Here is a 23,672-nt window from a genome sequence, read left to right as displayed (position 1 = left end):
CGGATGATCGAGCCGGCGTTTGCCGGATTCGGATCAATGCTCCTTGTTTGCGTAGACCGACTTCTTCGTCAGGTAGATGAGGCCGGTGAAGATCAGCAGGAACACCATGACCATGAAGCCGGTGCGCTTGCGATCCTCGAGGTGCGGCTCGGCGGCCCACATCAGGAATGCCGAGACGTCGCGGGCGTATTGATCGACGGTCTGCGGCGCGCCGTCGTCATAGGTGACCTGGTCGTCGGAGAGCGGCTGGGCCATAGCGAGCGCTGCCGCGTTGGCGAAGTACGGGTTGTAATGCGTACCTTCGGCGACCTCGAGGCCCTCCGGCGGCTCTTGATAGCCGGTCAGCAGCGCGTGGATGTAGTCCGGTCCGCCTTCCTGATAGGGCCAGAACATGTCGAAGACGAATTGCGGGAAACCGCGTTCGATGCCGCGCGCCTTCGCGATCAGCGAAAAGTCCGGCGGAGCGGCCCCGTTGTTGGCGGCGGCCGCTGCTTCCTTGTTCGGGAAAGGCGACGGGAAGTAATCCGACGGAATGGCCTTGCGGCTGAACATCTCGCCGTCCGCGTTCGGGCCGTCCTGGACCTCGTAGTTTGCCGCAAAAGCCTTCACCTGGGCGTCGGAATAGCCGAGATCTTCCAGCGTACGGAATGCCACCAGTTCCATCGAATGGCAGGCAGAACAGACTTCGGTGTAGACCTTGAGGCCGCGTTGCAGCTGGCCCTTGTCGTAGTGGCCGAAGAGGCCGGCAAAGGTCCAGTCCTGCTGTTCCGGCTTGTGGATCGGGTAGTGAGCCGTGCCGCTGGTGGCGTGCTCCTCCCCGCCTGCCGGTTCCTGGGCGACGGCGACGCCCAAGCCGAGACCGGCGACCACAGCGAGTGACAGAATGCCTGTAACAAGCTTTTTCATTGTTGTGGGTTCCTTATCAATCACTGTTCTGATCAGGCGCGCACGGTTGCCGGCTGCGCCTTTGCATTCTGCTTTTCCAGCACCGCTTCTGTGATGGAGTTCGGAATGCGCTTGGGCGTTTCGATCAGGCCGAGAACCGGCATGACGACGAGGAAGAAGGCGAAGTAGTACAGCGTGCCGAGCTGCGACATCACGACATAGAGGCCTTCTGCGGGGCGCGAGCCCAGCCAGCCGAGCATGATGGCATCAGCGACGAAGATCCAGAAGAACAGCTTGTACCACGGACGATAGACGGCCGAGCGGACCTTGGACGTGTCGAGCCAGGGCAGGAAGAACAGCACGATGATCGAGCCGAACATCACCAGGACGCCGCCGAGCTTGGAGTCGATCGGGCCGATGTTGAAGGTGATGGCGCGCAGCATCGCGTAGAACGGCAGGTAGTACCATTCCGGAACGATGTGTGCCGGGGTCTTCAGGGCGTCAGCCGGGATATAGTTGTCCGGGTGGCCGAGGAAGTTCGGCATGTAGAAGACGAACCAGGCGTAGACGATCAGGAACACCGATACGCCGAGCGCATCCTTCAGCGTCGCATAGGGCGTGAAGGAAACGGTGTCGGTCTTCGACTTGACTTCGACGCCGGTCGGGTTGGTCTGGCCAGTGACGTGCAGGGCCCAGATGTGCAGGACGACGACGCCGGCGATCATGAAGGGCAGCAGGTAATGCAGCGAGAAGAAGCGGTTCAGCGTGGGCTGATCGACGGCGAAGCCGCCAAGCAGGAACTGCTGGATCCACTCGCCGACGAGCGGGAAGGCCGAGAAGAAGCCCGTGATAACCGTCGCGCCCCAGAACGACATCTGGCCCCAAGGCAGAACGTAGCCCATGAAGCCGGTTGCCATCATCAGGAGATAGATGACGACGCCGAGAATCCAGAGGATTTCACGAGGCGCCTTGTAGGAGCCGTAGTAGAGCCCGCGGGCAATGTGGAGGTAGACCGCGATGAAGAAGAACGACGCGCCGTTGGCGTGCAGGTAACGCAGCAGCCAGCCGTGGTTGACGTCGCGCATGATCTTTTCGACCGACTCGAAGGCGACGGAGGTTTCGGCCGCGTAGTGCATGGCCAGCACGATGCCGGTCAGGATCTGGACGATCAGCATCACCGACAGCATGGCGCCGAAGGTGTAGGCGTAGTTCAGGTTGCGCGGAACCGGATAGGAGACGAACGAGTCGTGAACGAGGCGCGGCAGCGGAAGACGGGAATCAACCCACTTCTCGATGCCCGTCGTTGGCGTGTAGGTTGAATGATCAGCACTCATTATCAGTAGTCCCCTCAACCGATCTTGATAACTGTGTCGGAAACGAACGAGAAGGTCGGCACGGGGAGGTTTTCCGGTGCCGGGCCTTTGCGGATGCGGCCGGCCGTATCGTAGTGCGAGCCGTGGCAGGGACAGAACCAGCCACCGAAATCGCCCGCCTGACCGAGCGGAACGCAGCCGAGATGGGTGCAGGAGCCGATCATCACGATCCAGTTTTCCTTGCCCTCGCCGGCGGAGCGATCAAGATCGTTGGCCGCGGCGTCGGCAGCAAGATTGGCGTTGCGCGCAACCGGATCCTTGAGCTCTTCCAGAGGAACGGCCTTGGCGTCCTCCACTTCCTTGTCCGTGCGGTTGCGGATGAAGACCGGCTTGCCGCGCCATTTCGCCGTCAGCGACATTCCGGGCTGCAGGCTTGAAACGTCGACCTCGATCGAAGCGAGCGCAAGTGTGGATGCATCCGGACGCATCTGGTCGATGAACGGCCAGGCGGCCGCGCCGGCGCCGACGACGCCAGCCATGCCGGTGGCCAGGTAAAGGAAGTCGCGGCGAGTGGGCTCGCCCAAGGTCTCGCTTGAAGTGTCGTGTTCGCTCACGGCTAAACCATCCTCTCACGCAATGTTGCGGAAACCGCATCCGCCCCGGCGAGATTCCTGTTCAGGCCTTCGCCCGAGCCGAGGAACCACGCCCTAGCAACTCGCTGGCGCCCTACCCGGCTTGCCGAGACAAGCATAGACCGAACACCAGAACCCGGAAAATTCTGCGCACACACTGCACGCAGATTCCCCGTCAATCGGGCGCGTTCTATGCTTGATCGCAAATTATGTCCAGCCTTGACAAGGGCATGTGGGCAGATTGTCGCGGGGAAAAGCGCGACCAATTGGCACAAGGACTTGACGGGGTCGCAGGTGGTTTCCGGCACGGTGTCGCAGACGGTCGGCGGGCGGCGTATGGCCGCCCTATTCTGCCGCCTCTTCCCGCGCCAGAAAACCGCCCGACTGACGCGACCAGAGGTCGGCATAGAGCCCGCCGCGGGCGATCAGTTCCGCATGGGTACCGTCCTCGACGATGCGCCCCCGGTCCATCACCACGAGCCGGTCGAGCGCGGCGATCGTCGACAGTCGATGGGCGATCGCGAGCACCGTCTTGCCCTCCATCAGGCGCTCCAGATTCGATTGGATGGCCGCCTCCACTTCGGAGTCGAGCGCCGAGGTCGCCTCGTCGAGAACCAGGATCGGCGCATCCTTCAGCATGACGCGGGCGATCGCTATTCGCTGTCGCTGCCCGCCGGAGAGCTTGACGCCGCGCTCGCCGACATGTGCGTCGAAGCCCGTTCGGCCACGCTGGTCCTGCAGGTTGACGATGAAATCGTAGGCTTCCGCCTTGCGCGCTGCTTCGATCAATTGCGCCTCGGTGGCGCCAGGCCGGCCGAAGAGAATGTTATCGCGGATCGACCGGTGAAGAAGCGAGGTGTCCTGACTCACCATGCCGATCTGGGCGCGCAACGATTCCTGACGAACCGCGGCGATGTCCTGGCCGTCGATCAGAATGCGCCCGCCCTCGAGATCGTAGAAGCGCAGCAAAAGGTTGACGAGCGTCGACTTCCCGGCGCCCGAACGGCCGACGATGCCCACCTTCTCGCCCGGCTGGATCACCAGCGAGAAATCGTCGATGACGCCGCTGCCTTTGCCATAGTGAAACGTGACATGTTGAAAGCGGATCTCCGGCTGACTCACCACGAGCTTCGGCGCGCCCGGCCGATCGACGAGGCCGATCGGCCTCGATACGAGTTCGGCCGAATTCTGGATCGTGCCGATGTTGCGCATGATCGCATTGAACTGCGACATCATGCGGCCGAGCAGCATGTTGAGGCGCAGCACCAGCGCAAGCGTGAACGCAACCGCGCCGGAACTGACTGAGCCGGCGAGCCACAGATGGATCGAGTAGACGGCGATGGCCGTGATCATCAGACCGGACAACAGCGCCAAACATGACCGCACGGCCGTCAGCAACCGCGTGAAGGGGATCACCGCTCCCTGGAACCGATCGAAGCCGGCGCGAATATAGCGGTCGTTCTCCTCGTCACTGCCGAAGAGCTTCAGCGTCTGGATATTCGAATAGGCGTCGACCATACGACCGTTGAGCATCGACGCCATCTCGGCCGTCTCGCGGGCATGCTTGCGCACCCGGGGAACGAAATAACGGGCAAGCGCAAGGAAGATCACAATCCAGAACGCCACCATTGCAGCGAGCCGCCAATCGAGCTGCGCGATCAGCGCCATGGTCGAGGCCGTGTAGATGACGATGAACCAGACGACCTGCAGCAGCGAGACGATGAGGTCGCTCGTGGCTTGCGCGCCGGACCAGACCTTGGTGACGATGCGGCCGGAAAAGTCGTTCTGGAAGAAGGTCAGCGACTGGCGCGCGACATGGACATAGGATTGCCAGCGGACAAGGTTGAGAAAACCGGTGATGATCGCCTGTTCCTCGACGAGTGCCGCAAGCGCGACGGCGAGAAAGCGGAACACCAGCACCGTCAACAGCATGAAGAGCAGTTCCGGTCCGTTGGCGGAAATCAACCCGCTCCACCCGGCGTTCGGCTGAACAGTGTCGAGGACGTCGACCAGCCGGCCGACGAAATAGAAAAGCCCGGCTTCCAGCATCGCCACCAGACCGCCGAGCACCGCCATGGCGAAGAACGGTCCCTTTGCCTGGCTTGCGTAGAACCAGGCGAATCCCCACAGCGATTTTGGCGGCTGCAGGCTCTCCCGCGGCGCGAACGGCTTGATCCAGTTCTCAAAGGTGGTGACGATGGCCCGCAGCATGTTTCCCGATATAGGTGGTTGTGAAACGGCGGCAAACGATTTCCGATGCCGGCTACATTACAAATACGTGAATTCGCACGGCTATTCGCCCGAACGGGCGGCTGCCTGTTTCCTTGAATCGTAGCGATACAAGGTAAAAACATGCAGCAATTCAAAGTGCTACGGCGTCCTTTGCGCGCCGGAGACGCGCGGCGCTGTCGAGAAAACCGCTTTAACCGCTTGTTGCCAATGGGCCAATGGAGCGGCGGATCACTCCGCCGCTTCTTCCTTCTCCAGGTCGTCGGCAATGAAGCCGCCGGACTGGCGCGACCAGAGATCGGCATAAAGCCCGCCCTTGGCCACGAGTTCGTCATGCGAGCCCGTTTCGACGATCCGACCGGCCTCCAGGATCACCAGGCGATCCATCTCGGTCAACGTCGAAAGCCTGTGTGCAATCGCAATCACCGTCTTTCCGGCCATCAGAGCGAACAGGTTTTCCTGGATCGCCGCTTCGACTTCCGAATCGAGCGCCGATGTCGCCTCGTCGAGGATCAGGATCGGCGCGTCCTTGAGGAAGACGCGAGCGATCGCAATGCGCTGCCGCTGGCCGCCGGAGAGCTTGACGCCGCGCTCGCCAACCTGCGCATCGAGGCCTCGCCGGCCAAGGTTGTCCTCCAGCGCCTGGATGAAGTCCCAGGCGTTCGCCTTCTTCGCCGCGGCAATGATGTCCGCATCGTTCGCTTCCGGATGCCCATAGGCGATGTTGTCGCGTATGGAGCGATGCAACAGCGAGGTGTCCTGCGTAACGACGCCGATCTGCGAGCGCAGGCTATCCTGGGTGACGGTGGAGATATCCTTTCCGTCGATCCGGATCGCGCCGGCCTCCAGGTCGTAGAAGCGCAGGAGCAGGTTCATCAGCGTCGTCTTGCCGGCGCCCGACCGTCCTACGAGGCCGATCTTCTCGCCGGGGCGGATGTCGAGCGACAGCCGGTCGATGACGCCTTTCGCCTTGCCGTAGTGGAAGCGAACATTGTCGAAGCTGATCGCGCCCTTGTCGGCCTTCAGCATGGTTGCATTCGGCTGGTCGACGATGTCATGCGCCTTGGTCATCATGCCCATGCCGTCATAGACCGTGCCGATGTTCTCGAACAGCGCCGACACCTCCCACATGATCCACTGCGACATGCCGTTGATGCGCATCGCAAGGCCGATCGCGATGGCGATTGCCCCAACCGAGATCGCGCTCGTCAGCCACAGGTGGATGCCAAGCGCGCTGATCGCGAAAAGCGCCAGGCTGTTGTTCGTGTAGACGAACACATGGAACAGCGTGACCTTCCGCATCTGCCGGTGAACGGTGTCGAGGAACTCGTCCATCGCTGCGCGAGCGTAGGTTTCCTCGCGCCCCGCATGTGAGAACAGCTTGACCGTCGCGATGTTGGTGTAGCTGTCGACGATACGGCCCGTCATCATCGAGCGGGCGTCGGCCTGCTCCTTCGAGATCTTCTGCAACCGAGGCACGAAGTAGGTGACGATGAAGATGTAGACCACGAGCCAGACGGCGAGCGGCGTCACCAGCCGCCAATCGGCTGCCGCCACGACGATCAGCATCGTCGCGAAATAGCTGACGACATAGACGAAGACGTCGAGGATCTTCATCACCGTCTCGCGCACGGCGAGCGACGTCTGCATCACCTTCGTGGCCACGCGCCCTGCGAACTCATTGGCAAAGAAGGTCATGCTCTGGCGCAGCAGGTAACGGTGCATCTGCCAGCGGGCGATCATCGGATAGTTGCCGAGCAGCACCTGATGCATGACGAATGAATCGATCGCGACCAGAGCCGGCAGACCGATGAGGATCAGCGCCGCCATCCAGAAGAGCTTGCCGCCTTCGGCCGCCAGGAAGGTTTCACGGTTGGCGCTGGAGAGCCAATCGACCATGTTGCCGAGGAACTGGAACAGCGCCACCTCGCCGATTGCGATCAGCATGGTGCAGACCGACATGATCGCGAGCCAGGGAGCAGCCGGCTTCGTGTAGTGCCAGCAGAAGGCAAAAAGGCCCTTTGGCGGAAGCGTCGGCGCTTCCGCCGGATAGGGGTTGAGGCGGGATTCAAACCAGCCAAACATTCTCGAGCTCCTTCAGAGTATTTTGAAGGAAGGCGGGTCGCCCCGCATTCTTATCTTGAAAAGTCGAAACCGGAAATGGGACCCGCAAAGCGAGCTACGACCTCCGGAGAACCGGAGCGCGCGTCAATCGATCGATGGAAAGAAAGGGCGCGGAACCGGTCAGACCAGGAAGGACCCGGCCCAGAGGCGTGTCGTCATCGGAATATGCATGCATGCCTCCATCGGTTCGCGTTGAAGATGAGCGAGCTTTAAACCTATTCGCGCCCCCGCGCCAGATTGTCGCGGGTATTTTCTTGCCCATTTTGTGATCGCCATATCGGCTGTTGCCGATACGGCACAGATTAGCGAGCGCAAAAGCAGCGATGTAGAATGTATCCTTCAACCGCAAAGCCATGGGTGGATCGTGGGGCAATTCACTGTCATACAACCCGCTGCTTTTCTGCGCCCCATCACGTTCCGGTGAAAGCCCATGAATAATCTCCGCATCGCGCTCTACCAACCGGACATTCCGGGAAATACCGGCACGATCCTGCGGCTTGCGGCCTGTCTCGGCCTTGCGGTCGACATCATCGAACCGGCCGGCTTCGATCTTTCGGACCGCAATCTCAAGCGCGCCGGCATGGACTATATCGCGGCCGTCACCCTCACCCGCCACGTCAGCTGGGAGCGCTTCGAAGCTTGGCGGGCGACCACCGGCAGACGCCTCGTGCTGGCTTCGACCAAGGCGGCGGAGCCTTATACGCGCTTCAGCTTCCGCCCGGACGATCTCCTGCTGTTCGGGCGCGAAAGCGCCGGCGTGCCGGATCACGTGCACGAGCGCGCCGACGGGCGGGTTGTCATCCCCATGGCGCCAGGCCAGCGTTCGCTCAATATCGCCATCTCGGCCGCCATGATCGTCGGCGAAGCCATCCGCCAAACCGAGCCAGGCTGACCGGGCCGCGAAAAGCATCATGCCCTGTCCTCTTGTTGTCGCAGCCGGACGACGAGCAGCATCCGGCTTGCCAGGCAGACCAAGGCGAGCGCGCCGAGCAATATGCCGGCGCCCGTAAAGGCGGCCGCATAGCCCCAGCCGCGCACCAGCGGCTGGCTTGCGAGCGGCGATATGAATTGACCGGCAAAGATGCTGGCGATCAGGGCTCCCGAAAGTCGGCCGCGCAGCGCCGGCGGCGCGATCGCCAGCAATGAGGCTGAAAGGTTCGGCGTCATCAGCCCCATGCTGATTCCGGTTATCGCCGTGGCGGCAAGAATGCCTGCATAGGACTGGGCGCTTCCCAATCCAAGGTAGCCGGCGCCGAGCGCCGCGAAACCGAGGGCAAAGACGCCCATCCGGCCGATCCGGCTTCTCACCCGCGAAAAGGAAAGCGCCGCCGCGACACCGACCACCTGCCCTGCTCCGATCGCGATGCCGGCACGACTCGGCTGGTCGATGCCGAGGCTTTTCAGATAAAAGGGCAGTTGCGTCGGCAGCATGTAGAAGATCGCAAAGTGCAGGCCCGCCGCCAGCAGCACCAGGGCAAGCGGCAACGCGAAGCCGTGACCCGGTCCCGGTTTGACGTCCGCCACGCGGGAAACCTCGGCCCCGGCCGGTTCCGGAATGAGCGACAGGACTGCCGGCAACAGCGCGAAAGCCAGGCAATAGATCGCGAAAGGTCCGCGCCAATGGAGGTCGGCGAGCAGGCCGCCTCCCGACAGGAAGAAGGCGCCGCCGATGCCGACGAAGGCGGCCTGAAATCCCATGTAACGATCACGTGCGGCGCCCTCGAAGAAATCGCCGACCAGCGCAGTCGCCGTCGTCATGATGCCCGCAACGGAAATGCCGAGCACCGCACGACCGACGAGCAAGGCCGGAAGGCTGTCAAGGACGAGGCCGGACGATCCGGCCAACGCGAAGATGACAAGCGAAAGAAGCAGCAGGCGCTTCCGGCCAAACCGGTCGGCAATGACGCCGGCCACGGGCGCGAGCCCGGCGATGAAGATCGCCGGGAGCGTCAGCATCAGCCGACTGAGGAGCGCAGCGCCCTCGACTTCCGCGAAGCGGGCCTCGATGCCGGGCAAGGATGCGGAGATCGTGGCGCCCGACATGATCGTCAACGCGCTTACGCAGAGAAGCGTCAAATTGCGGGCCCTCGTTGAGGCAGAAAGCACCCCCTGCGCGGCAGGGGCTGCATGGAAGGTTGGACCGCTCATGCCGCGATCTCGCTGTACGGCGTCGTCTTGCGTGCGTTTTTCAGCGTGCGGGCCCACCAGGTCAGCCGGTCCATCATCAGGAACAACGGCGCGCGCATTTCCTCGGGCTTATAAAGGTTTCCGGCCGCATCGAATTTCGACCACGCTTTCGAAAAGCTTATGCCGTCGCGCATGGTGACCGTATGAAGTTCGCCGAAGACCTGGCGGAGCTGCTCGACGGCTCTGATGCCGCCGGATGCGCCGCCGTAGGAAACGAAGGCAACCGGCTTTGCATGCCACGGTTCGTAGACCGAATCGATCAGTTCCTTCAGGGCGGCCGGATAGCCGTGATTGTATTCGGGAGTGACGACGATGAAGGCATCCGCCTCGGCGACCTTTCGCTCCATCCATTCGGCCGGATCGGCCGCCTTCTCGGTACCGCGGGAGGTCCTCAGTCTCACTGGATCGATGATCGTCAGGCTGAAGACGCTGGATGTCGAAATTTCTCGGATGAGCCAACTGGCGACCGTATCGCAGAATCGGCCCTGCCGCGCACTGCCGTAGATCACGGCAAGGGTCATCTTCTCTGTCATGAGGGTATCAGCTCCTTGTTGTCGCTATCAGGGAGCTCATGCTATAGAACCTGAACCATAGTTGAGGTCAATAGCATCCCATGGAAAAAGGCAGGACCGGTGATTTCGCGCGGGAACTGACCGTCGGCGAGGTCGCCGAACGCAGCGGTCTTCCCGTGTCGACGCTCCATTTTTACGAAACCAAGGGGCTGATCAGAAGCAACCGCAGCCGCGGCAACCAGCGGCGCTATCCGCGCGCCGTGCTCAGGCGCGTGGCCGTGATCAAGGTCGCCCAGCGCACCGGCATTCCGCTGGCCGAGATCCAATCAGCGCTTTCCGTCTTGCCCCACGACCGGCCGTTGACGGTCGAGGACTGGGCGAAACTTTCGATGACCTGGCGGCATCAATTGGACGAGCGTATCGCGAAGCTGACGGCGCTTCGCGACCGTCTGACGGGATGTATCGGCTGTGGCTGCCTTTCGATGCGCGAGTGTCCCCTGCGCAACCCTTACGATATGCTCGGCGGTGAAGGAGCAGGCCCGCGTCTGATCGATCCGATGGATGGAGCGGATTAACGCCGAGCCGGTCTCATGCGATCAAGCGCGACCATGCTTGCCAGCGTGCCGAAGGAGCAGAAGAGCGCAATTGCGAGCGCCCACCGGTTTCCGGCTTCGCCCAGAATGAACGAGAAGAAAGGCGGAGCTGCCGCGAAGGCGAGATTGAGGGGAAGACCGAGGCGCGCCATTACCGATGCATAGTGTCCTGACGTGAAGAATACGAGCGGCATCGTCGCCCGGCTGACCGACATGGCGCCGCTCGACAGGCCGTAGAGCGCGAGAAACAGAATGATTGACCACTCGGCTCCATTGCCGAGAATCAATGCCAACAGCGCGAGAGGCATGACGGCTGCCGCGACCAGGCCGGTCGTCAGGCCGTCCCAGCGGTTTCCGCCAAGGAAATCGAAAAGCCGTGCCGACAGCTGGATAAAACCGATCGCCGAACCGAAGCCGACGGCGAGATAATCCGGCACGGCGAAGCTCCGGAAAAGATCGATCACCACCAGTTGGAAGCCCCAGGTGACGAAACCGTTCAGCGCGACGGCGGCTGTAATCAGCGCGGTGACGAGCCGGTTGTGTCCTGTTTGATGACGGGTGGAAGCCTCTGGCGGAGGGGTTTTGAGCGCGCCGGCACCTGCCGCAGTCTTTGGCAGGGCGAAGAAATGCAACGGCGCGCAGACAAGCAGCATCACCGCGCCATAAAGCACGAAAGTGCCGCGCCAGCCGAACAGAGCCTCCAGATAGACGGTGGCAGGCCAGGCGAGGCTTGGCGCGAGTGCCATGGCGACCATCTGCGCACCGATAGCGCGCCGGGCCCCCTCACCCGCTATTTCGTTGAGAAAGACATGGGCGGAGGTTGTAAGGGTCGCCGCACCTGCCATGCCAAGGATCATCCAGGCGGCAAAGTAGGAGAACGGTCCCTGCGCTCCCGCAAGCAGCCAAAGTCCAGGCGCCGCAAAAATCGAGCCAAGGGCCAATACCCGCCGCGCTCCATGTCGCGCATAGATTGAGGCAAGCGGCGGCGAACACAACGCCATCGCTACCAGCATGACGGTCGGGCCGAGATAGACGCTCGACCGGTTCAGGCCGAGATGGCCGGCCATTTCGGCGGCTGTCACCGAAATGGCCATGAACATGGCGCCCCAGGCAATGATTTGCGTTGCCGACAGAACGACGACCGAACGAAAGACGAGCATGGAAAACAACGGGTGGTGAATGAGGACGGGGCGGCTCGGACGAGACGCCCTCCACTTGTAGCGCGAAGGTTGCGCTGTGGCGATCATGTTTCCCCGGGGTGCCGCTTATTTTCGCGGGCGCACAGCGGTCGTGGCATGCAAATGAAAACCGCCGGAGGCATCGTAAATGCCAAGCGAAGTTCGGTGGCGATCAGTCCGCGCTTGGCAGCCGGCGCATGGTGAACTCGATCTCATCGCCGTCGAGCTGGCGCCAGCTTTCCACCTCGGTCCAGTAGGCCGCCTTTGGCCAGGTCTCGAACCATTCGCGCGCCTTGGCGCGAGCGGCGCTTCGCTCGAGCCTGAACGTCTCTCGCACGAAGAGCCTGTCGCTCCGCGTGGGGTTCTCCCGGCGGTGCCGGGCAATCTGACGCCGCAAACCTTCAAGCGGCGGTCCTGCGGGTATTTTTGCCATGGGCCATACCTCTACAGGGAAGATAGGATGACTGCCGCGCGATTGCCAGCCCTCGTCGGAAGCCGTCCTACGCCGCGGGCGACCCGGATTGGCGAGATCGTTTCTAATCTCGGCCTATTCCTGCGCTAGTCTGTTGGTAAGGTCGCGCCGTTGCCATCTGGGCAAAAATATGAACTGTGGCGAAACCACTCGAATCGGCGGCTTTCCCGCGCGAAAGGCCGCGAATGGAAGATGAATTCCCATGGAAAGACCGCAATTGCCGCAGGGCCTGCCTGCTGACATCGAAGACAAGAAGGCCGAGGCGAAAGCCTGGTTCGAAAGCCTACGCAATACGATTTGCGCGGCCTTCGAGACGCTGGAGGATGAACTGACCGGACCGCTTTCCGACCAGCCGCCGGGCCGCTTCGTCGGCAAGGACTGGCTGCGCGAGGACGGAGCCGGCGGTGGCGGCCGCATGTCGATGATGGAGGGTCGCGTCTTCGAGAAGGTCGGCGTCCACACATCCACCGTCTACGGCGAGTTTTCGCCGGAGTTTCGCGAACAGATCCCCGGCGCCAGCGAGGATCCGCGTTTCTGGGCGTCCGGCATTTCGCTGATTGCCCATCCGGTGAACCCCAACGTCCCCGCCGTGCACATGAATACCCGCATGGTCGTGACGACGAGCCACTGGTTCGGCGGCGGCGCCGACCTCACGCCCGTTCTCGATCGCCGGCGCGTCATGACCGACCCGGACACCCTGCTCTTCCACCGGGCGATGGAAATCACCTGCAATCGCCACACGGTCGCCGATCACGCGAGGTTCAAGGCATGGTGCGACGAGTACTTCTTCCTCAAACACAGGAACGAACCGCGCGGCACCGGCGGCATCTTCTACGATTGGCTGCATTCGCCGGATGAACTGGGCGGCTGGCAGGCGGACTTCGCCTTTACACGCGATGTCGGCAAGGCCTTCGCTCTCGTGTATCCGAAAATCGTCCGGGCAAATTTCAACGCCCCGTGGACGGAAGAGGATCGTGACGAGCAGCTGGTTCGCCGCGGGCGCTACGTCGAATTCAATCTGCTCTACGACCGCGGCACGATTTTCGGCCTCAAGACCGGCGGGAACGTCGAATCGATTCTCTCCTCCCTGCCCCCGGTCGTGCGCTGGCCGTGACGCGAACAGCAGCGCCGCGGGCGTCGAACAAGGCCGAGCGAACAAAACTCCGCGGCCGGCGTTCTTTCCGCAAGAGAGAAGGATCGGCGCATGATTTTCAAGAAACGGACATTCTTCGGCAACGAGCCGGAGAGACAACCGGCCGAGCATCCTGCTGAACTCGAACGCCGCGTCGCGCATTATCTCGCGGTCTCGCCTGGACTGGACGCCATTGATGTTACCGTCACTGTCACCGGCAATACCGCAGTGCTCGGCGGAACGGTGGCGACCAGGGAGGAAATGGTCCGCGCAGAGGAAGCGGCAAAGGCGGTCGAGGGCGTTGCCGAAGTGATCAACCACATCGAGCTTTCGAAAGGCGGCACGGGCTAAGCGCCGCCCCGGATCGAGCCATCACCAAACTGCCGGAGGGGCGAAGACGTGGACTGGAGTTCAGATGGACGCGAGCGTCCAGCTGACGATCTCCGCAGCGACCTGGGCAAAGGCTGCGTCGAGGGCGGCGACGAAGGCTGCGCTGTTCGCGCCCCGCACGGGCACGCCGGCACGGAAAGCGCGCTGCGTCCGGACAGTGCCGTCGCGATCGTTGAGCAGCTTGGCGAAGATCTCGACGACCGCCGTGTCCGCCCCTTCTGTGGAGATCTCGAAGGACCGGATCTCCGTGATGAGCTGGTAGTCGATTGCAAGGCCCTGGCCCGGCTTGCCGACGCCCCCCACCTTCCCGGTGTTGTCGAAGGTCTGGACGAGCTTGTCCTGCACCATCCTCGGGAGCCGGTCGCCCCATTGCGCCCTGGCGAGATATTGCAGTTCCGATCTGGATAGCCGGATGACGATCTGATCGTTGTTGAGGGTCTGGAGCGCGGTCGGCTCGGGCACGAGAATCTGCCTGCTGGTCGATGCCTGTCCCGGGACTACGGGCGACGATGCGAGACTGAACGTGTCGTTGACGGCTGCGCGCGTGCCGCAACCCGCGAGTGCCATTGCCAATGAGAAGATTACGGCGGACCGGGTCACCCTCCCCCTACGCACAACTACCAGCCCCCGCAAATTCATACTGCCAATATCCCCATCCACTCCGGCGCAATTTCCAGCCCAACCCGTCGGGTGCATGCCGCTTGCAACGTTCGATCAACGCGCGAATCACCGTCGCGTGCGGCCATCATACTGCTTTACCGTTTCGCCCCCGAAAAGCAGTCTTTGCGGGTTTTTGTCGAAGGTTGAAATCGTATTCTCCAGGCTCTGCACCGTGCGGCGCGTATCGGTGACGAGTGCCTCCACGTCCCGCAGCCCCGAATTCGAGAAGCGCCTCAGGTTTTCTGTAATGGGACCAATCTGTGCGTTGAGGCTGTCGGCCATCTTGCGGAATGCCTCGAGCGTGGAACGCGCTTGGGCGGAAAGCGACGGCGCGTCCGCATCGCCGAGGAAGCCATCGATTTTGACCAAAATGCCGTCGACGCGGTTCGACGCCGCGTTCAGCTTGTTCGACATCTCCGTGAAATCGGTAATCGTCTGGTCGATATCCTCCTGCCGTGCGGAAATCTTCTCCGCAAAATCGGATATCTGGGCGACGGTCTTGCGAGCATCGGCGCTGGCGGCCGAGATGTCGTTGACGACCAGTTCGACCTTCTGGGTATCGACCGATGCGACCAGCGTATCGACGCGCTTCAGCGTCTGCTGGGCGTTCCTGCCTACCTCCTGATAGGTTTCCACGGTTCGCCTGAAGGTGGCGATCGTCTCCGAAACGCCGCCGGAGGCGGCCTTGAGGTCGTTGCTCACCTGCTCGACATTGCTGACGATGCGATCGATTTTCTTCGGGTCCACCGATTTGATCAACGCGTCGGCGCTGGCAAGCGTCGTGTCGAGCTTCTTGGACGCGGCGCTGACCGTCGTCGAGAGCTCCCCGACGCTCTTCAGGAAGTCGTCGATCGCGCCGGAATTGTCGGCAAGCGCCTTGGAAAAGCGTTCGGCATTGCCGATCGTCGTGGTGAGCGGACCGCGTACTTCCGTGACGAAGCCCTGTATGTCGCCAATGGCGTTGTTCGCCCGGTCGAGGATCTGGTCCGCGGTCGCAAGCAGGCTGGTAACGCTCGATTGGTCGGCGAGGATGTGCGCCTGCGTCCCTTTTTCGATAGCGGTCTTCAGGATGTTCTCGTCGCCCTTGTTGCCGCCGCTGAGTTCGATATAGGCGGCACCGGTCAGCCCCTGCACTTCGAGCGTAGCCTTGGTGGATTTGAGCACCGGCGCGTCCGTAGAAACCTCGGTGATGGCAATCGAAAAGCGCGGATCATTCGCGTCGATCGCGAGGTTGCGCACGGTGCCGACATTGATGCCGTTGAAACGCACCGGTGAGCCGACGGACAGGCCGTTGGCCGAGCCCGGTATATTGACCACGAGCTCGACCATCTCACCGCTTCGGCCGTACTGCGACATCCAGTAGACGAATCCGAATGCGGCCGCGATGACGAACACCGTGAAGAAGCCGACAATGGCATAGTTCGCTTTGGTTTCCATTGGCTCCGACTACCTTCGCGACTTCAAGCCGCTCATTCATACTGCTTCGACAAACGGGCTTGTCCGAAGCTTGTCACCACCATGCGCCGTGCGAGCATCACTCATGCTCGCGAACGATCGACCTCGCCCGCTTGCCACGGAAATAGGACTTCACCCATGGCTCCTCACAGGCGAGCATATCCTCAACCGTGCCGGAAACCAGAACGCGTTTCTTCCCGAGAACCGCAATCCGGTCGCAGACCGAGAACAGGCTGTCCAGATCGTGCGTCACCATATACACGGTCAATCCCAGCGTGTCGCGCAGCTTGGCAATCAACTCGTCGAACTCCGCCGCACCGATCGGATCGAGGCCCGAGGTCGGCTCGTCGAGAAAGACGAGATCCGGATCGAGCGCAAGAGCACGCGCAAGTGCCGCGCGCTTGATCATGCCGCCGGAGAGCTCAGACGGATACTTTTCCGCCGCTTCCGGCGCGAGGCCCACCAGCTCGATTTTCAGCCGTGCAAGCTCGTCCATAAGATCCTGCGGCAGATCGAGATACTCGCGCATCGGCACCTGAATATTCTCGCGCACCGTCAGCGCGGAGAAAAGCGCACCGTGCTGAAACAGCACGCCGAGGCGCATGTCGAGCGCGATGCGGTCGGCCTCGCTCATCTTCTCGTATTCGGCGCCCAGGATCTCGATCGTACCGGACCGCTTGGGCAAAAGCCTGAGCACCGTGCGCATCAGTACCGATTTGCCCGTACCGGAAGCCCCGACGAAGCCGAGGATCTCTCCGCGCAACACCTCGAGATTGAGTTTGTCGAGAACGATATTATCGCCGAAACCGACCGTCAGGTCACGAACGGAAAGCACGGCTTCGCGCCGCTCCGCCGCTTCCTCCGATTTTTCCATTGCCGCTTCAACCATGCCGCCTGCCTCAGAAGTCGATTGCCGCGTAGAACATGGCGAACAACCCGTCGATAAGAATGACGACGAAGATCGATTTAACGACCGACGAGGTCACACGCCGCCCAAGCGACTCCGCGCTGCCGCCGACCTTGAGGCCTTCTACAGCCGCCACCACACCGATGATCAGCGCCATGAAGGGCGCCTTGATCATACCCGCCGCCACCGACGAGAAATCGACAGCTTCCTGCAGCCGCGCCAGGAACGTCGGGATCGTGATGCCTGAATAGCTCCAGGCAACGAGCGCCGCGCCGGTCAGGGCCGCGAAATTCGCGATGATCGTCAGGAGCGGCAGCACGATGGTGAGCGCCACCAGGCGCGGGAACACCAGAACGCCGACGGGGCTGAGGCCCATAACCTTCAGCGCGTCGACCTCCTCGCGCATCTTCATCGAGCCGATTTCGGCGGTGATCGCACTGCCGGACCGGCCGGCGATCATGATCGCTGTGAGCAGCACGCCGATTTCGCGCAGCTGCAGGATGCCGACAAGATCGACGACGAAGATCTCGGCGCCGAAGGACCTGAGCTGGAAGGCGCCCTGCTGGGCAATGATGGCGCCGATCAGAAACGACATGAGCGTGATGATCGGCACCGCCATGACGCCCATGCGGTCGATCTGGTGGACGATTGCGGCGGGCGAGACGCCCGCATGACGCCCGAGCTTCAACTGAGCGCCGCGGACGGCGGAACCGAGGATGAACATCGCCGCGACCGTGTCGGTCCATATAGACACGGTTACCTCGCCGATCGGCGCAAACAGTCGCTGGAAAAGCGGAAGTCTCGTGGTGTCGCGTTCCGGGGAGCGCAACTTTTCCGGCAGAGCCTGCACGAGCTCGACATAACGCTGGCCGCCGCTCGCGAAATGCACGTCCGCGCCGGCCTCGCCCGCAATGCCGTTCATGAACCGGCGGATGATCCAGGCGCCGGCCGTATCCATCGCCGTAATGCCCGAAAAATCGAACTCATATCGCCCGCCGGAAGGACGCCCAAGCTTCTTCAGCTTCGCGGCCATCGCCTCGGCTGTCTCGTGCCGCCAGTTGCCGCTAAAGACGTAGCGCTTGCCTTGCTCCCTCGCGCCCTCGTCGAGCGTGACATCTGCAGCGATCTTGGATGGGGAACGCGTCACGTGATCCTGGTCTTCTCGGTTGGCCTTTGCACAATTCCTTAAACCAGATTCGATTTAAGGACAAAATCGTGCAGAAATTCAAAGTCGTACAGCGACCTTTGTGCGGCTGAAAAGATACACTGTCCAATGCGCTTCTAAAACGCAGAACGTCATAGCGGGTGATGGCTGTGATGTCATCCATAAGGCCCGGCGGGGAAGATCCAATGCCACATTTCCTGACAACAACCGTCCAACACTTTCCGATCGCCGGTGTTTTCACGATTTCTCGCGGCTCGAAGACCACCGCGAGCGTCATCACCTGCCAGATCAGCGACGGCGAGGTAAGCGGCTGGGGGGAGTGCGTACCCTATGCCCGCTACGGCGAATCGCTCGAATCGGTTCTGGCGGCAATCGAGGCGGTTCGTCCGTCGATCGAGAGCGGATTGACGCGCGCTGAGCTGCAGAAGGACATGCCGCCCGGGGCCGCCCGCAATGCGGTCGACTGCGCTCTCTGGGACCTGGAGGCGAAACAAAGCGGCACGCCCGCCTATGCACTGGCCGGGATCTCCGCTCCCGTCCCGCTGACGACCGCCTACACCCTCTCCCTCGGCGAACCGGAAGAGATGATGGCGCAGGCGCAAAAATACGCGCATCGCGCGCTGCTGAAGGTAAAGGTAGGCACGGCGGACGACACGTCGCGCATCCGCGCCGTCCGCCAAGGGGCGCCGGAGAGCCGCATCATCCTCGATGCGAACGAGGGCTGGACGGAGCACAATCTCGCCGCCCATTTTGCAGCTTGCGCGGAAAACGGCATCGCTCTCGTCGAGCAGCCGCTGCCGGCAGGCCGGGATCAGGCGCTCGCTTCGATCACGCGCCCAGTTCCGGTCTGCGCCGACGAAAGCGTGCATGGGACCGATGACCTCAAAAACCTTGCCGGACGCTACGACGCGGTCAACATCAAGCTCGACAAGACAGGCGGATTGACCGAAGCGCTTCGCATGCGCGCCGCGGCCGAGGCGCTCGGGCTCAAGATCATGGTGGGCTGCATGGTCGGCAGCTCGCTTGCCATGGCGCCGGCAATGCTCGTCGCTCAGGGCGCCGATTTCGTCGATCTCGACGGTCCGCTCCTGCTTGCGGAAGATCGCAAGCCTGGCCTGCGCTATGAAGCTTCTCTCGTCTTTCCGCCTGAGGCCAACCTCTGGGGCTGAAGATACCAGCCGGCAAAGGCGAAACAGCAGCCGATGAAGGCGACCGCCGACATCGAATAGAAGCCGTCGACGCCGAACCAGGCATAGAAATAACCGGACAAGAACGTGAAAATCGCCGTGAAGAAGCCGGTGTAGAAGAAATAGAGGCCTTGGGCGGAAGCCTCCTGCTCTTCCGCGACCCTCTCCACCAGCTTGTGCTGCATGCCCGTATGCATGATCGCATAGGTGAAGGCGTGGAAACACTGGAGGACGAAATAGCCGGAGAAGCCAAGGTCCATCGGGAAGATCAGCCAGCGGACGACGGCAAGCCCGCAGCCGGAGAAGATCATCGCCCAGACGCTGAAGCGTCGGATGATGGCCTTGGCGAAAACGAACATCAGCACCTCGGCTGCCACGCCGGCGCTCCAGAGCGCTCCGATCTGCGTGCCGCTGTAGCCGATATGCTGCCAATAGATGGCCGAGAAGGCGAAGAGCATCGCATGGCTGCTGTTCACCATCGTGACGCCGATCAGGAGCAGTTGCAGGTCGGGCTGGCGCAGCGATTGCGGCGGTGGTTCGGTCAGCGCCGTGATCGGCGACGGACGTCGCGGCCGGCCGACCCGCGGCGCCAAAAGGGCCATCAGGACCATAAGTCCGAAGCCAGCGGCCATCGCCGGCAGCACCATTGGACCACCAAATCTGCCGATCATCCAGCCGCCAAGCATGGTCGCACCGATGAAGGCCACCGATCCCCAGACGCGCATGTGAGCATAATCGAAGCCCCAACGCCTCACGCCCGAAAGCGCGATCGCTTCGACGATCGGCACATAGGGCGAATAGACCGCCGATTGCAGCGCGTAGATGATGAGCACGGGCCAGAAGCTGTGCGCATAGAAAAGAACGAAGGCCGTCACGAGCGACAGGACGGCTGACCAGATCAGCACGATCACCCGTTCGCCGATCCTATCCGCAAGCAAGCCCGCGAGCGGTGCCGTGATGACGCGAATGAACATCGGGACGGCGAGAACGACGCCAATCTCGAAGTCGGTCATCGACAGCGTGCTGAGCCAGACCGGAAAATACGGCATGGCAAAGCCGTTGACGATCAACGGCGCACAAAAAAGCAGCGCTATGCGGAGCGCGAACTTGCGCGGCGGAGGCCCCACGTTCGGGGGCGCGGATGAGGGAATCATGGAGTGACCTGATGGCTGTGGGTCATCTCTAGCACAACCGCGTCGCCGCCCACCATAAGCTAGTTTTCGCCACAGGTGCGTCTCGGAAAAAAGCGAGGGAAAACTTGCCCTCGCATTCGGCCCCGCGCCTCTAAGGGTCAGGCGGCCTGTGGCGAGAGGACCTGCGCCAGCATCTTTTCGGCCTCGCTCGAGCTTTCCACCTCGGCCAGGCCGCCGCCCATCCGGTGCCAGGTGATAAGCTCCATCCTGCCGTCGTAATGTTCGGCGATCGCCGTGCAGCTTTCGACCCAGTCGCCGGTGTTGATGTAGCGGACGTCACCGATCTCTTCGATCACCGCGTGATGAATATGGCCGCAGATGACGCCCTGTGCGTCGTGGCGGCGCGCCTCCTCGGCAACGACCTTCTGGAACTCGCCGATGAAATTCACGGCATGCTTGACCTGCAGCTTTGCCCAGGAGGAGAACGACCAATAGGGCATGCCAAGGCGACGGCGAATCGCCGCCAGTCCGATGTTGATGGCGATCGCCATGTCGTAGGCCCAGTCGCCGAGATAGGCGAGCACGCGCGCATTGCGCACCACGACGTCGAATTCGTCGCCGTGCAGGACGAGATAGTTACGCCCGTCGGCGCCCTTATGCATGTGACGCTGCGCCACCTCGATGCCGCCGAAATGCACGCCCGGAAAATCCCGCATGAATTCGTCGTGATTGCCGGGAATGTAGATGATGCGGGAGCCTTTGCGCGCCTTGCGCAACAGCTTCTGGACAACGTCATTGCAGGGCTGCGGCCAGTACCAGCTGCGCTTCAGGCGCCAACCGTCGACGATATCCCCGACGAGGATGATCGTTTCCGCCTCGTGATGGCGCAGGAAATCGAGCAGGTAGTCGGTCTTGGCTGCCTTCGAGCCCAGGTGGACGTCGGAGATGAAGAGCGTCCGCAGTTTCCGAACCGAGTTCTGTTGGGATACCGATGCCGCGGTCATGCGAGCCTCGTCTTGGTTGAGCCTTTTGAACCCGTCAAAATCAGACTCGTGTTTCAGGAAGATGACACGGGCTGTGCTGCGACAATCCGGGCGCCGCAAAAGAACCGCGGCGAAAACTGTACGCCGCCCGCAATTCATGCCAAAAGGCCTCGACCAAGAAAGAGGAATGCAAGGCATGAATACGGGCGAAAAAGCGAAATCCCAATCGGTTCCGGCGAGCGGAGATATCGACCAGCAGGCACTTTTCTTCCACCGCTATCCTCGCCCGGGCAAGCTTGAAATCCAGCCGACCAAGCCGCTCGGCAACCAGCGCGATCTGGCGCTGGCCTACTCGCCCGGCGTCGCCGCGCCCTGTCTCGCCATCAAGGACAATCCCGAGACAGCCGCCGATTTCACGGCGCGCGCCAATCTCGTCGCGGTGATTTCCAACGGCACGGCCGTTCTCGGCCTCGGCAACATCGGCCCGCTTGCCTCCAAGCCGGTCATGGAAGGCAAGGCCGTGCTCTTCAAGAAGTTCGCCGGCATCGACGTTTTCGACATCGAGATCGATGCGCCGAGCGTCGAGCGCATGGTCGACGTCATTTCGGCCTTGGAGCCGACCTTCGGCGGCATCAATCTCGAGGACATAAAGGCGCCGGAATGCTTTGAGGTGGAGCGGCGTCTGCGCGAGAAGATGGAGATACCGGTCTTCCATGACGACCAGCATGGAACCGCGATCATCGTCGCCGCCGCCGTTCTGAACGGCCTCGAACTCGCGGGCAAGGATATTGCCGAAGCGAAGATCGTCGCCTCCGGTGCGGGCGCGGCGGCGCTCGCCTGCCTCAACCTGCTCGTCACGCTCGGCGCCAAACGGGAGAATATCTGGGTCCACGACATCGAGGGCCTTGTCTACAAGGGTCGCGAGGCGCTGATGGACGAGTGGAAGGCCGTCTACGCACAGGAGAGCGACAACCGTGTGCTCGCCGACAGCATCGGTGGGGCCGACGTCTTCCTCGGTCTTTCGGCGGCCGGCGTCCTCAAGCCTGAACTGCTCGCCCAGATGGCCGAGAAGCCGCTGATCATGGCGCTTGCCAACCCGACGCCCGAGATCATGCCGGAAGTTGCGCGCGCGGCGCGCCCGGACGCGATGATCTGCACCGGCCGGTCGGACTTCCCGAACCAGGTCAACAACGTTCTCTGCTTTCCGCACATCTTCCGCGGCGCGCTCGATTGCGGTGCGCGCACGATCAATGAAGAGATGAAGATGGCGGCCGTTCGGGCAATCGCCGGCCTGGCGCGCGAGGAGCCTTCCGACGTCGCCGCGCGCGCCTATACGGGCGAAACGCCGATCTTCGGACCCGACTACCTCATCCCCTCGCCATTCGATCAGCGGCTGATCCTGCGCATCGCTCCGGCTGTTGCAAAGGCGGCGGCCGAAAGCGGTGTCGCGAGCCGCCCCATTCAGGATTTCGACGCCTACCTCGATAAATTGAACCGCTTCGTCTTCCGCTCCGGATTCATCATGAAGCCGGTCTTCGCGGCGGCCAAGAACGCTACGAAGAACCGCGTCATCTTCGCGGAGGGTGAGGATGAACGGGTGCTGCGTGCCGCCCAGGTCCTGCTTGAGGAAGGCACCGCCAAGCCGATCCTGATCGGCCGTCCGCAGATCATCGAGACGCGTCTTCGGCGCTACGGCCTGCGAATCCGTCCGGATGTCGATTTCGAGGTGGTCAATCCCGAGGGAGACCCGCGCTATCGCGACTATGTCGACGACTATTTCGCCCTCGTAGGTCGCCGCGGGGTGATCCCGGAAGCGGCCCGCACGATCGTGCGCACGAACACGACTGTGATCGGCGCCCTTGCGGTCAAGCGCGGCGAAGCGGATGCGCTGATCTGCGGCGTCGAAGGACGCTACAGCAAGCACCTGCGCGACGTTTCGCAGATCATCGGCAAGCGGTCCGGGGTTCTCGATTTCTCGGCGTTGAGCCTGCTTATCTCGCAGCGCGGTGCAACCTTCTTCACCGACACCTATGTGAGCTACAACCCGAGCGCCGAGCAGATCGCGCAGACGACGGCCATGGCGGCCGGAGAAATCCGCCGCTTCGGCATCACGCCGCGCGCAGCGCTCGTGTCACATTCGAACTTCGGTTCGCGCGATTCCGAAAGCGCCTCGAAAATGCGTGAGGCGTTGCATCTCGTGCGTGAACTCGCGCCCGACCTCGAAGTCGACGGCGAGATGCATGGCGACTCGGCGATCTCCGAAATCCTCCGCCAGCGCGTGATGCCGGACAGCACGCTGAACGGCGAAGCCAATCTGCTCGTCTTCCCGAATCTGGACGCAGCCAACATTACGCTCGGCGTGGTCAAGACCATGACGGACAGCCTCCATGTCGGGCCAATCCTGCTCGGCTCGGCGCTGCCGGCACACATTCTTTCGCCGTCCGTCACATCGCGCGGCGTCGTCAACATGGCCGCACTTGCGGTCGTGGAGGCGAGCCATCCGGTATAGCGGACAGATACTCCGCCGGGCCGCCA

General features: G+C 62.3%; 21 protein-coding genes. 6 read left to right on the top strand and 15 right to left on the bottom strand.

Translation table 11 applies throughout. The annotated features are described in order from the left end of the window. Window positions 1-33 precede the first annotated feature (33 nt). The 5 genes from ILFOPFJJ_RS25035 to ILFOPFJJ_RS25015 all read right to left on the bottom strand — a co-directional run bounded on the left by ILFOPFJJ_RS25035 (window position 34) and on the right by ILFOPFJJ_RS25015 (window position 7,144). Window positions 34-906: a cytochrome c1 gene (locus ILFOPFJJ_RS25035; protein WP_173513225.1), complete on the bottom strand. Its 873-nt coding sequence runs from the start codon at window positions 904-906 to the stop codon at window positions 34-36. 32 nt (window positions 907-938) lie between these two features. Beyond that, window positions 939-2,219 carry a cytochrome b gene (locus tag ILFOPFJJ_RS25030; protein WP_173513224.1) on the bottom strand — a complete coding sequence of 427 codons (1,281 nt, stop codon included), beginning with the start codon at window positions 2,217-2,219 and terminating at the stop codon, window positions 939-941. A 14-nt stretch (window positions 2,220-2,233) separates the two neighbouring features. Continuing rightward, entirely contained in the window at window positions 2,234-2,812 is a 579-nt protein-coding gene (gene petA / locus ILFOPFJJ_RS25025) for a ubiquinol-cytochrome c reductase iron-sulfur subunit (protein WP_173513223.1), read from the bottom strand. Between the two features lie 363 nt (window positions 2,813-3,175). Then, on the bottom strand, window positions 3,176-5,041 hold the full coding sequence (locus tag ILFOPFJJ_RS25020; RefSeq protein WP_173513222.1) for an ABC transporter ATP-binding protein: 1,866 nt from the start codon (window positions 5,039-5,041) through the stop codon (window positions 3,176-3,178). Between the two features lie 249 nt (window positions 5,042-5,290). Continuing rightward, window positions 5,291-7,144 (bottom strand): ABC transporter ATP-binding protein, encoded by a 1,854-nt coding sequence (locus tag ILFOPFJJ_RS25015; RefSeq protein WP_173513221.1) that lies wholly within the window; start codon window positions 7,142-7,144, stop codon window positions 5,291-5,293. Window positions 7,145-7,613: 469 nt separating this feature from the next. Here ILFOPFJJ_RS25015 and ILFOPFJJ_RS25010 point away from each other — a divergent pair, with 469 nt between their 5' ends. Further along, window positions 7,614-8,075: a tRNA (cytidine(34)-2'-O)-methyltransferase gene (locus ILFOPFJJ_RS25010; RefSeq protein ID WP_173513220.1), complete on the top strand. Its 462-nt coding sequence runs from the start codon at window positions 7,614-7,616 to the stop codon at window positions 8,073-8,075. A 17-nt stretch (window positions 8,076-8,092) separates the two neighbouring features. On the opposite strand, the gene ILFOPFJJ_RS25005 is transcribed toward ILFOPFJJ_RS25010, so the two are convergent. After that, entirely contained in the window at window positions 8,093-9,331 is a 1,239-nt protein-coding gene (locus ILFOPFJJ_RS25005) for an MFS transporter (RefSeq protein ID WP_173513219.1), read from the bottom strand. Continuing rightward, window positions 9,328-9,903 (bottom strand): NADPH-dependent FMN reductase, encoded by a 576-nt coding sequence (locus ILFOPFJJ_RS25000; protein ID WP_173513218.1) that lies wholly within the window; start codon window positions 9,901-9,903, stop codon window positions 9,328-9,330. Before ILFOPFJJ_RS25000 ends, ILFOPFJJ_RS25005 begins: the two co-directional genes overlap by 4 nt. A gap of 80 nt (window positions 9,904-9,983) precedes the next feature. On the opposite strand from ILFOPFJJ_RS25000, the gene soxR reads away from it, so the two are divergent. Continuing rightward, on the top strand, window positions 9,984-10,457 hold the full coding sequence (soxR, locus tag ILFOPFJJ_RS24995) for a redox-sensitive transcriptional activator SoxR (RefSeq protein WP_173513217.1): 474 nt from the start codon (window positions 9,984-9,986) through the stop codon (window positions 10,455-10,457). Here the strand turns inward: soxR and ILFOPFJJ_RS24990 are convergent. After that, entirely contained in the window at window positions 10,454-11,635 is a 1,182-nt protein-coding gene (locus ILFOPFJJ_RS24990) for an MFS transporter (RefSeq protein ID WP_173513357.1), read from the bottom strand. The two genes, soxR and ILFOPFJJ_RS24990, sit on opposite strands and share 4 nt — an antisense overlap. A gap of 190 nt (window positions 11,636-11,825) precedes the next feature. Beyond that, window positions 11,826-12,086 (bottom strand): hypothetical protein, encoded by a 261-nt coding sequence (locus tag ILFOPFJJ_RS24985; RefSeq protein WP_173513216.1) that lies wholly within the window; start codon window positions 12,084-12,086, stop codon window positions 11,826-11,828. 241 nt (window positions 12,087-12,327) lie between these two features. On the opposite strand from ILFOPFJJ_RS24985, the gene hemF reads away from it, so the two are divergent. Then, window positions 12,328-13,239: an oxygen-dependent coproporphyrinogen oxidase gene (hemF, locus tag ILFOPFJJ_RS24980; RefSeq protein ID WP_173513215.1), complete on the top strand. Its 912-nt coding sequence runs from the start codon at window positions 12,328-12,330 to the stop codon at window positions 13,237-13,239. 90 nt (window positions 13,240-13,329) lie between these two features. Next, complete coding sequence (locus ILFOPFJJ_RS24975) at window positions 13,330-13,608, top strand: BON domain-containing protein (protein ID WP_173513214.1); 279 nt, start codon at window positions 13,330-13,332, stop codon at window positions 13,606-13,608. Window positions 13,609-13,668: 60 nt separating this feature from the next. Here the strand turns inward: ILFOPFJJ_RS24975 and ILFOPFJJ_RS24970 are convergent, their stop codons facing one another. From ILFOPFJJ_RS24970 to ILFOPFJJ_RS24955, 4 genes are all read right to left on the bottom strand, one after another. Beyond that, complete coding sequence (locus ILFOPFJJ_RS24970; RefSeq protein ID WP_173513213.1) at window positions 13,669-14,286, bottom strand: ABC-type transport auxiliary lipoprotein family protein; 618 nt, start codon at window positions 14,284-14,286, stop codon at window positions 13,669-13,671. An 87-nt stretch (window positions 14,287-14,373) separates the two neighbouring features. After that, window positions 14,374-15,744: an MlaD family protein gene (locus ILFOPFJJ_RS24965; RefSeq protein ID WP_173513212.1), complete on the bottom strand. Its 1,371-nt coding sequence runs from the start codon at window positions 15,742-15,744 to the stop codon at window positions 14,374-14,376. A gap of 97 nt (window positions 15,745-15,841) precedes the next feature. Continuing rightward, window positions 15,842-16,651 carry an ABC transporter ATP-binding protein gene (locus ILFOPFJJ_RS24960; RefSeq protein ID WP_173513211.1) on the bottom strand — a complete coding sequence of 270 codons (810 nt, stop codon included), beginning with the start codon at window positions 16,649-16,651 and terminating at the stop codon, window positions 15,842-15,844. Window positions 16,652-16,661: 10 nt separating this feature from the next. Then, window positions 16,662-17,816: an ABC transporter permease gene (locus ILFOPFJJ_RS24955; RefSeq protein ID WP_173513210.1), complete on the bottom strand. Its 1,155-nt coding sequence runs from the start codon at window positions 17,814-17,816 to the stop codon at window positions 16,662-16,664. A gap of 203 nt (window positions 17,817-18,019) precedes the next feature. Between ILFOPFJJ_RS24955 and dgcA the strand changes: the two genes are divergently transcribed. Next, window positions 18,020-19,003 (top strand): N-acetyl-D-Glu racemase DgcA, encoded by a 984-nt coding sequence (dgcA, locus tag ILFOPFJJ_RS24950; RefSeq protein ID WP_173513209.1) that lies wholly within the window; start codon window positions 18,020-18,022, stop codon window positions 19,001-19,003. Here the strand turns inward: dgcA and ILFOPFJJ_RS24945 are convergent. Both ILFOPFJJ_RS24945 and ILFOPFJJ_RS24940 read right to left on the bottom strand, forming a co-directional pair. Continuing rightward, window positions 18,955-20,175 carry an MFS transporter gene (locus ILFOPFJJ_RS24945; protein ID WP_173513208.1) on the bottom strand — a complete coding sequence of 407 codons (1,221 nt, stop codon included), beginning with the start codon at window positions 20,173-20,175 and terminating at the stop codon, window positions 18,955-18,957. The genes dgcA and ILFOPFJJ_RS24945 overlap by 49 nt on opposite strands. Before the next feature lie 137 nt (window positions 20,176-20,312). After that, window positions 20,313-21,158 carry a UDP-2,3-diacylglucosamine diphosphatase gene (locus tag ILFOPFJJ_RS24940; RefSeq protein WP_173513207.1) on the bottom strand — a complete coding sequence of 282 codons (846 nt, stop codon included), beginning with the start codon at window positions 21,156-21,158 and terminating at the stop codon, window positions 20,313-20,315. 175 nt (window positions 21,159-21,333) lie between these two features. On the opposite strand from ILFOPFJJ_RS24940, the gene ILFOPFJJ_RS24935 reads away from it, so the two are divergent. After that, complete coding sequence (locus tag ILFOPFJJ_RS24935; RefSeq protein WP_173513206.1) at window positions 21,334-23,646, top strand: NADP-dependent malic enzyme; 2,313 nt, start codon at window positions 21,334-21,336, stop codon at window positions 23,644-23,646. The last annotated feature ends 26 nt before the right edge of the window (window positions 23,647-23,672 follow it).

The organism is Sinorhizobium psoraleae (assembly GCF_013283645.1).
GTDB lineage: Bacteria > Pseudomonadota > Alphaproteobacteria > Rhizobiales > Rhizobiaceae > Sinorhizobium > Sinorhizobium psoraleae.
Note: the sequence above shows the minus strand (reverse complement) of the source record. Positions and strands in the feature narration are given on the sequence as shown.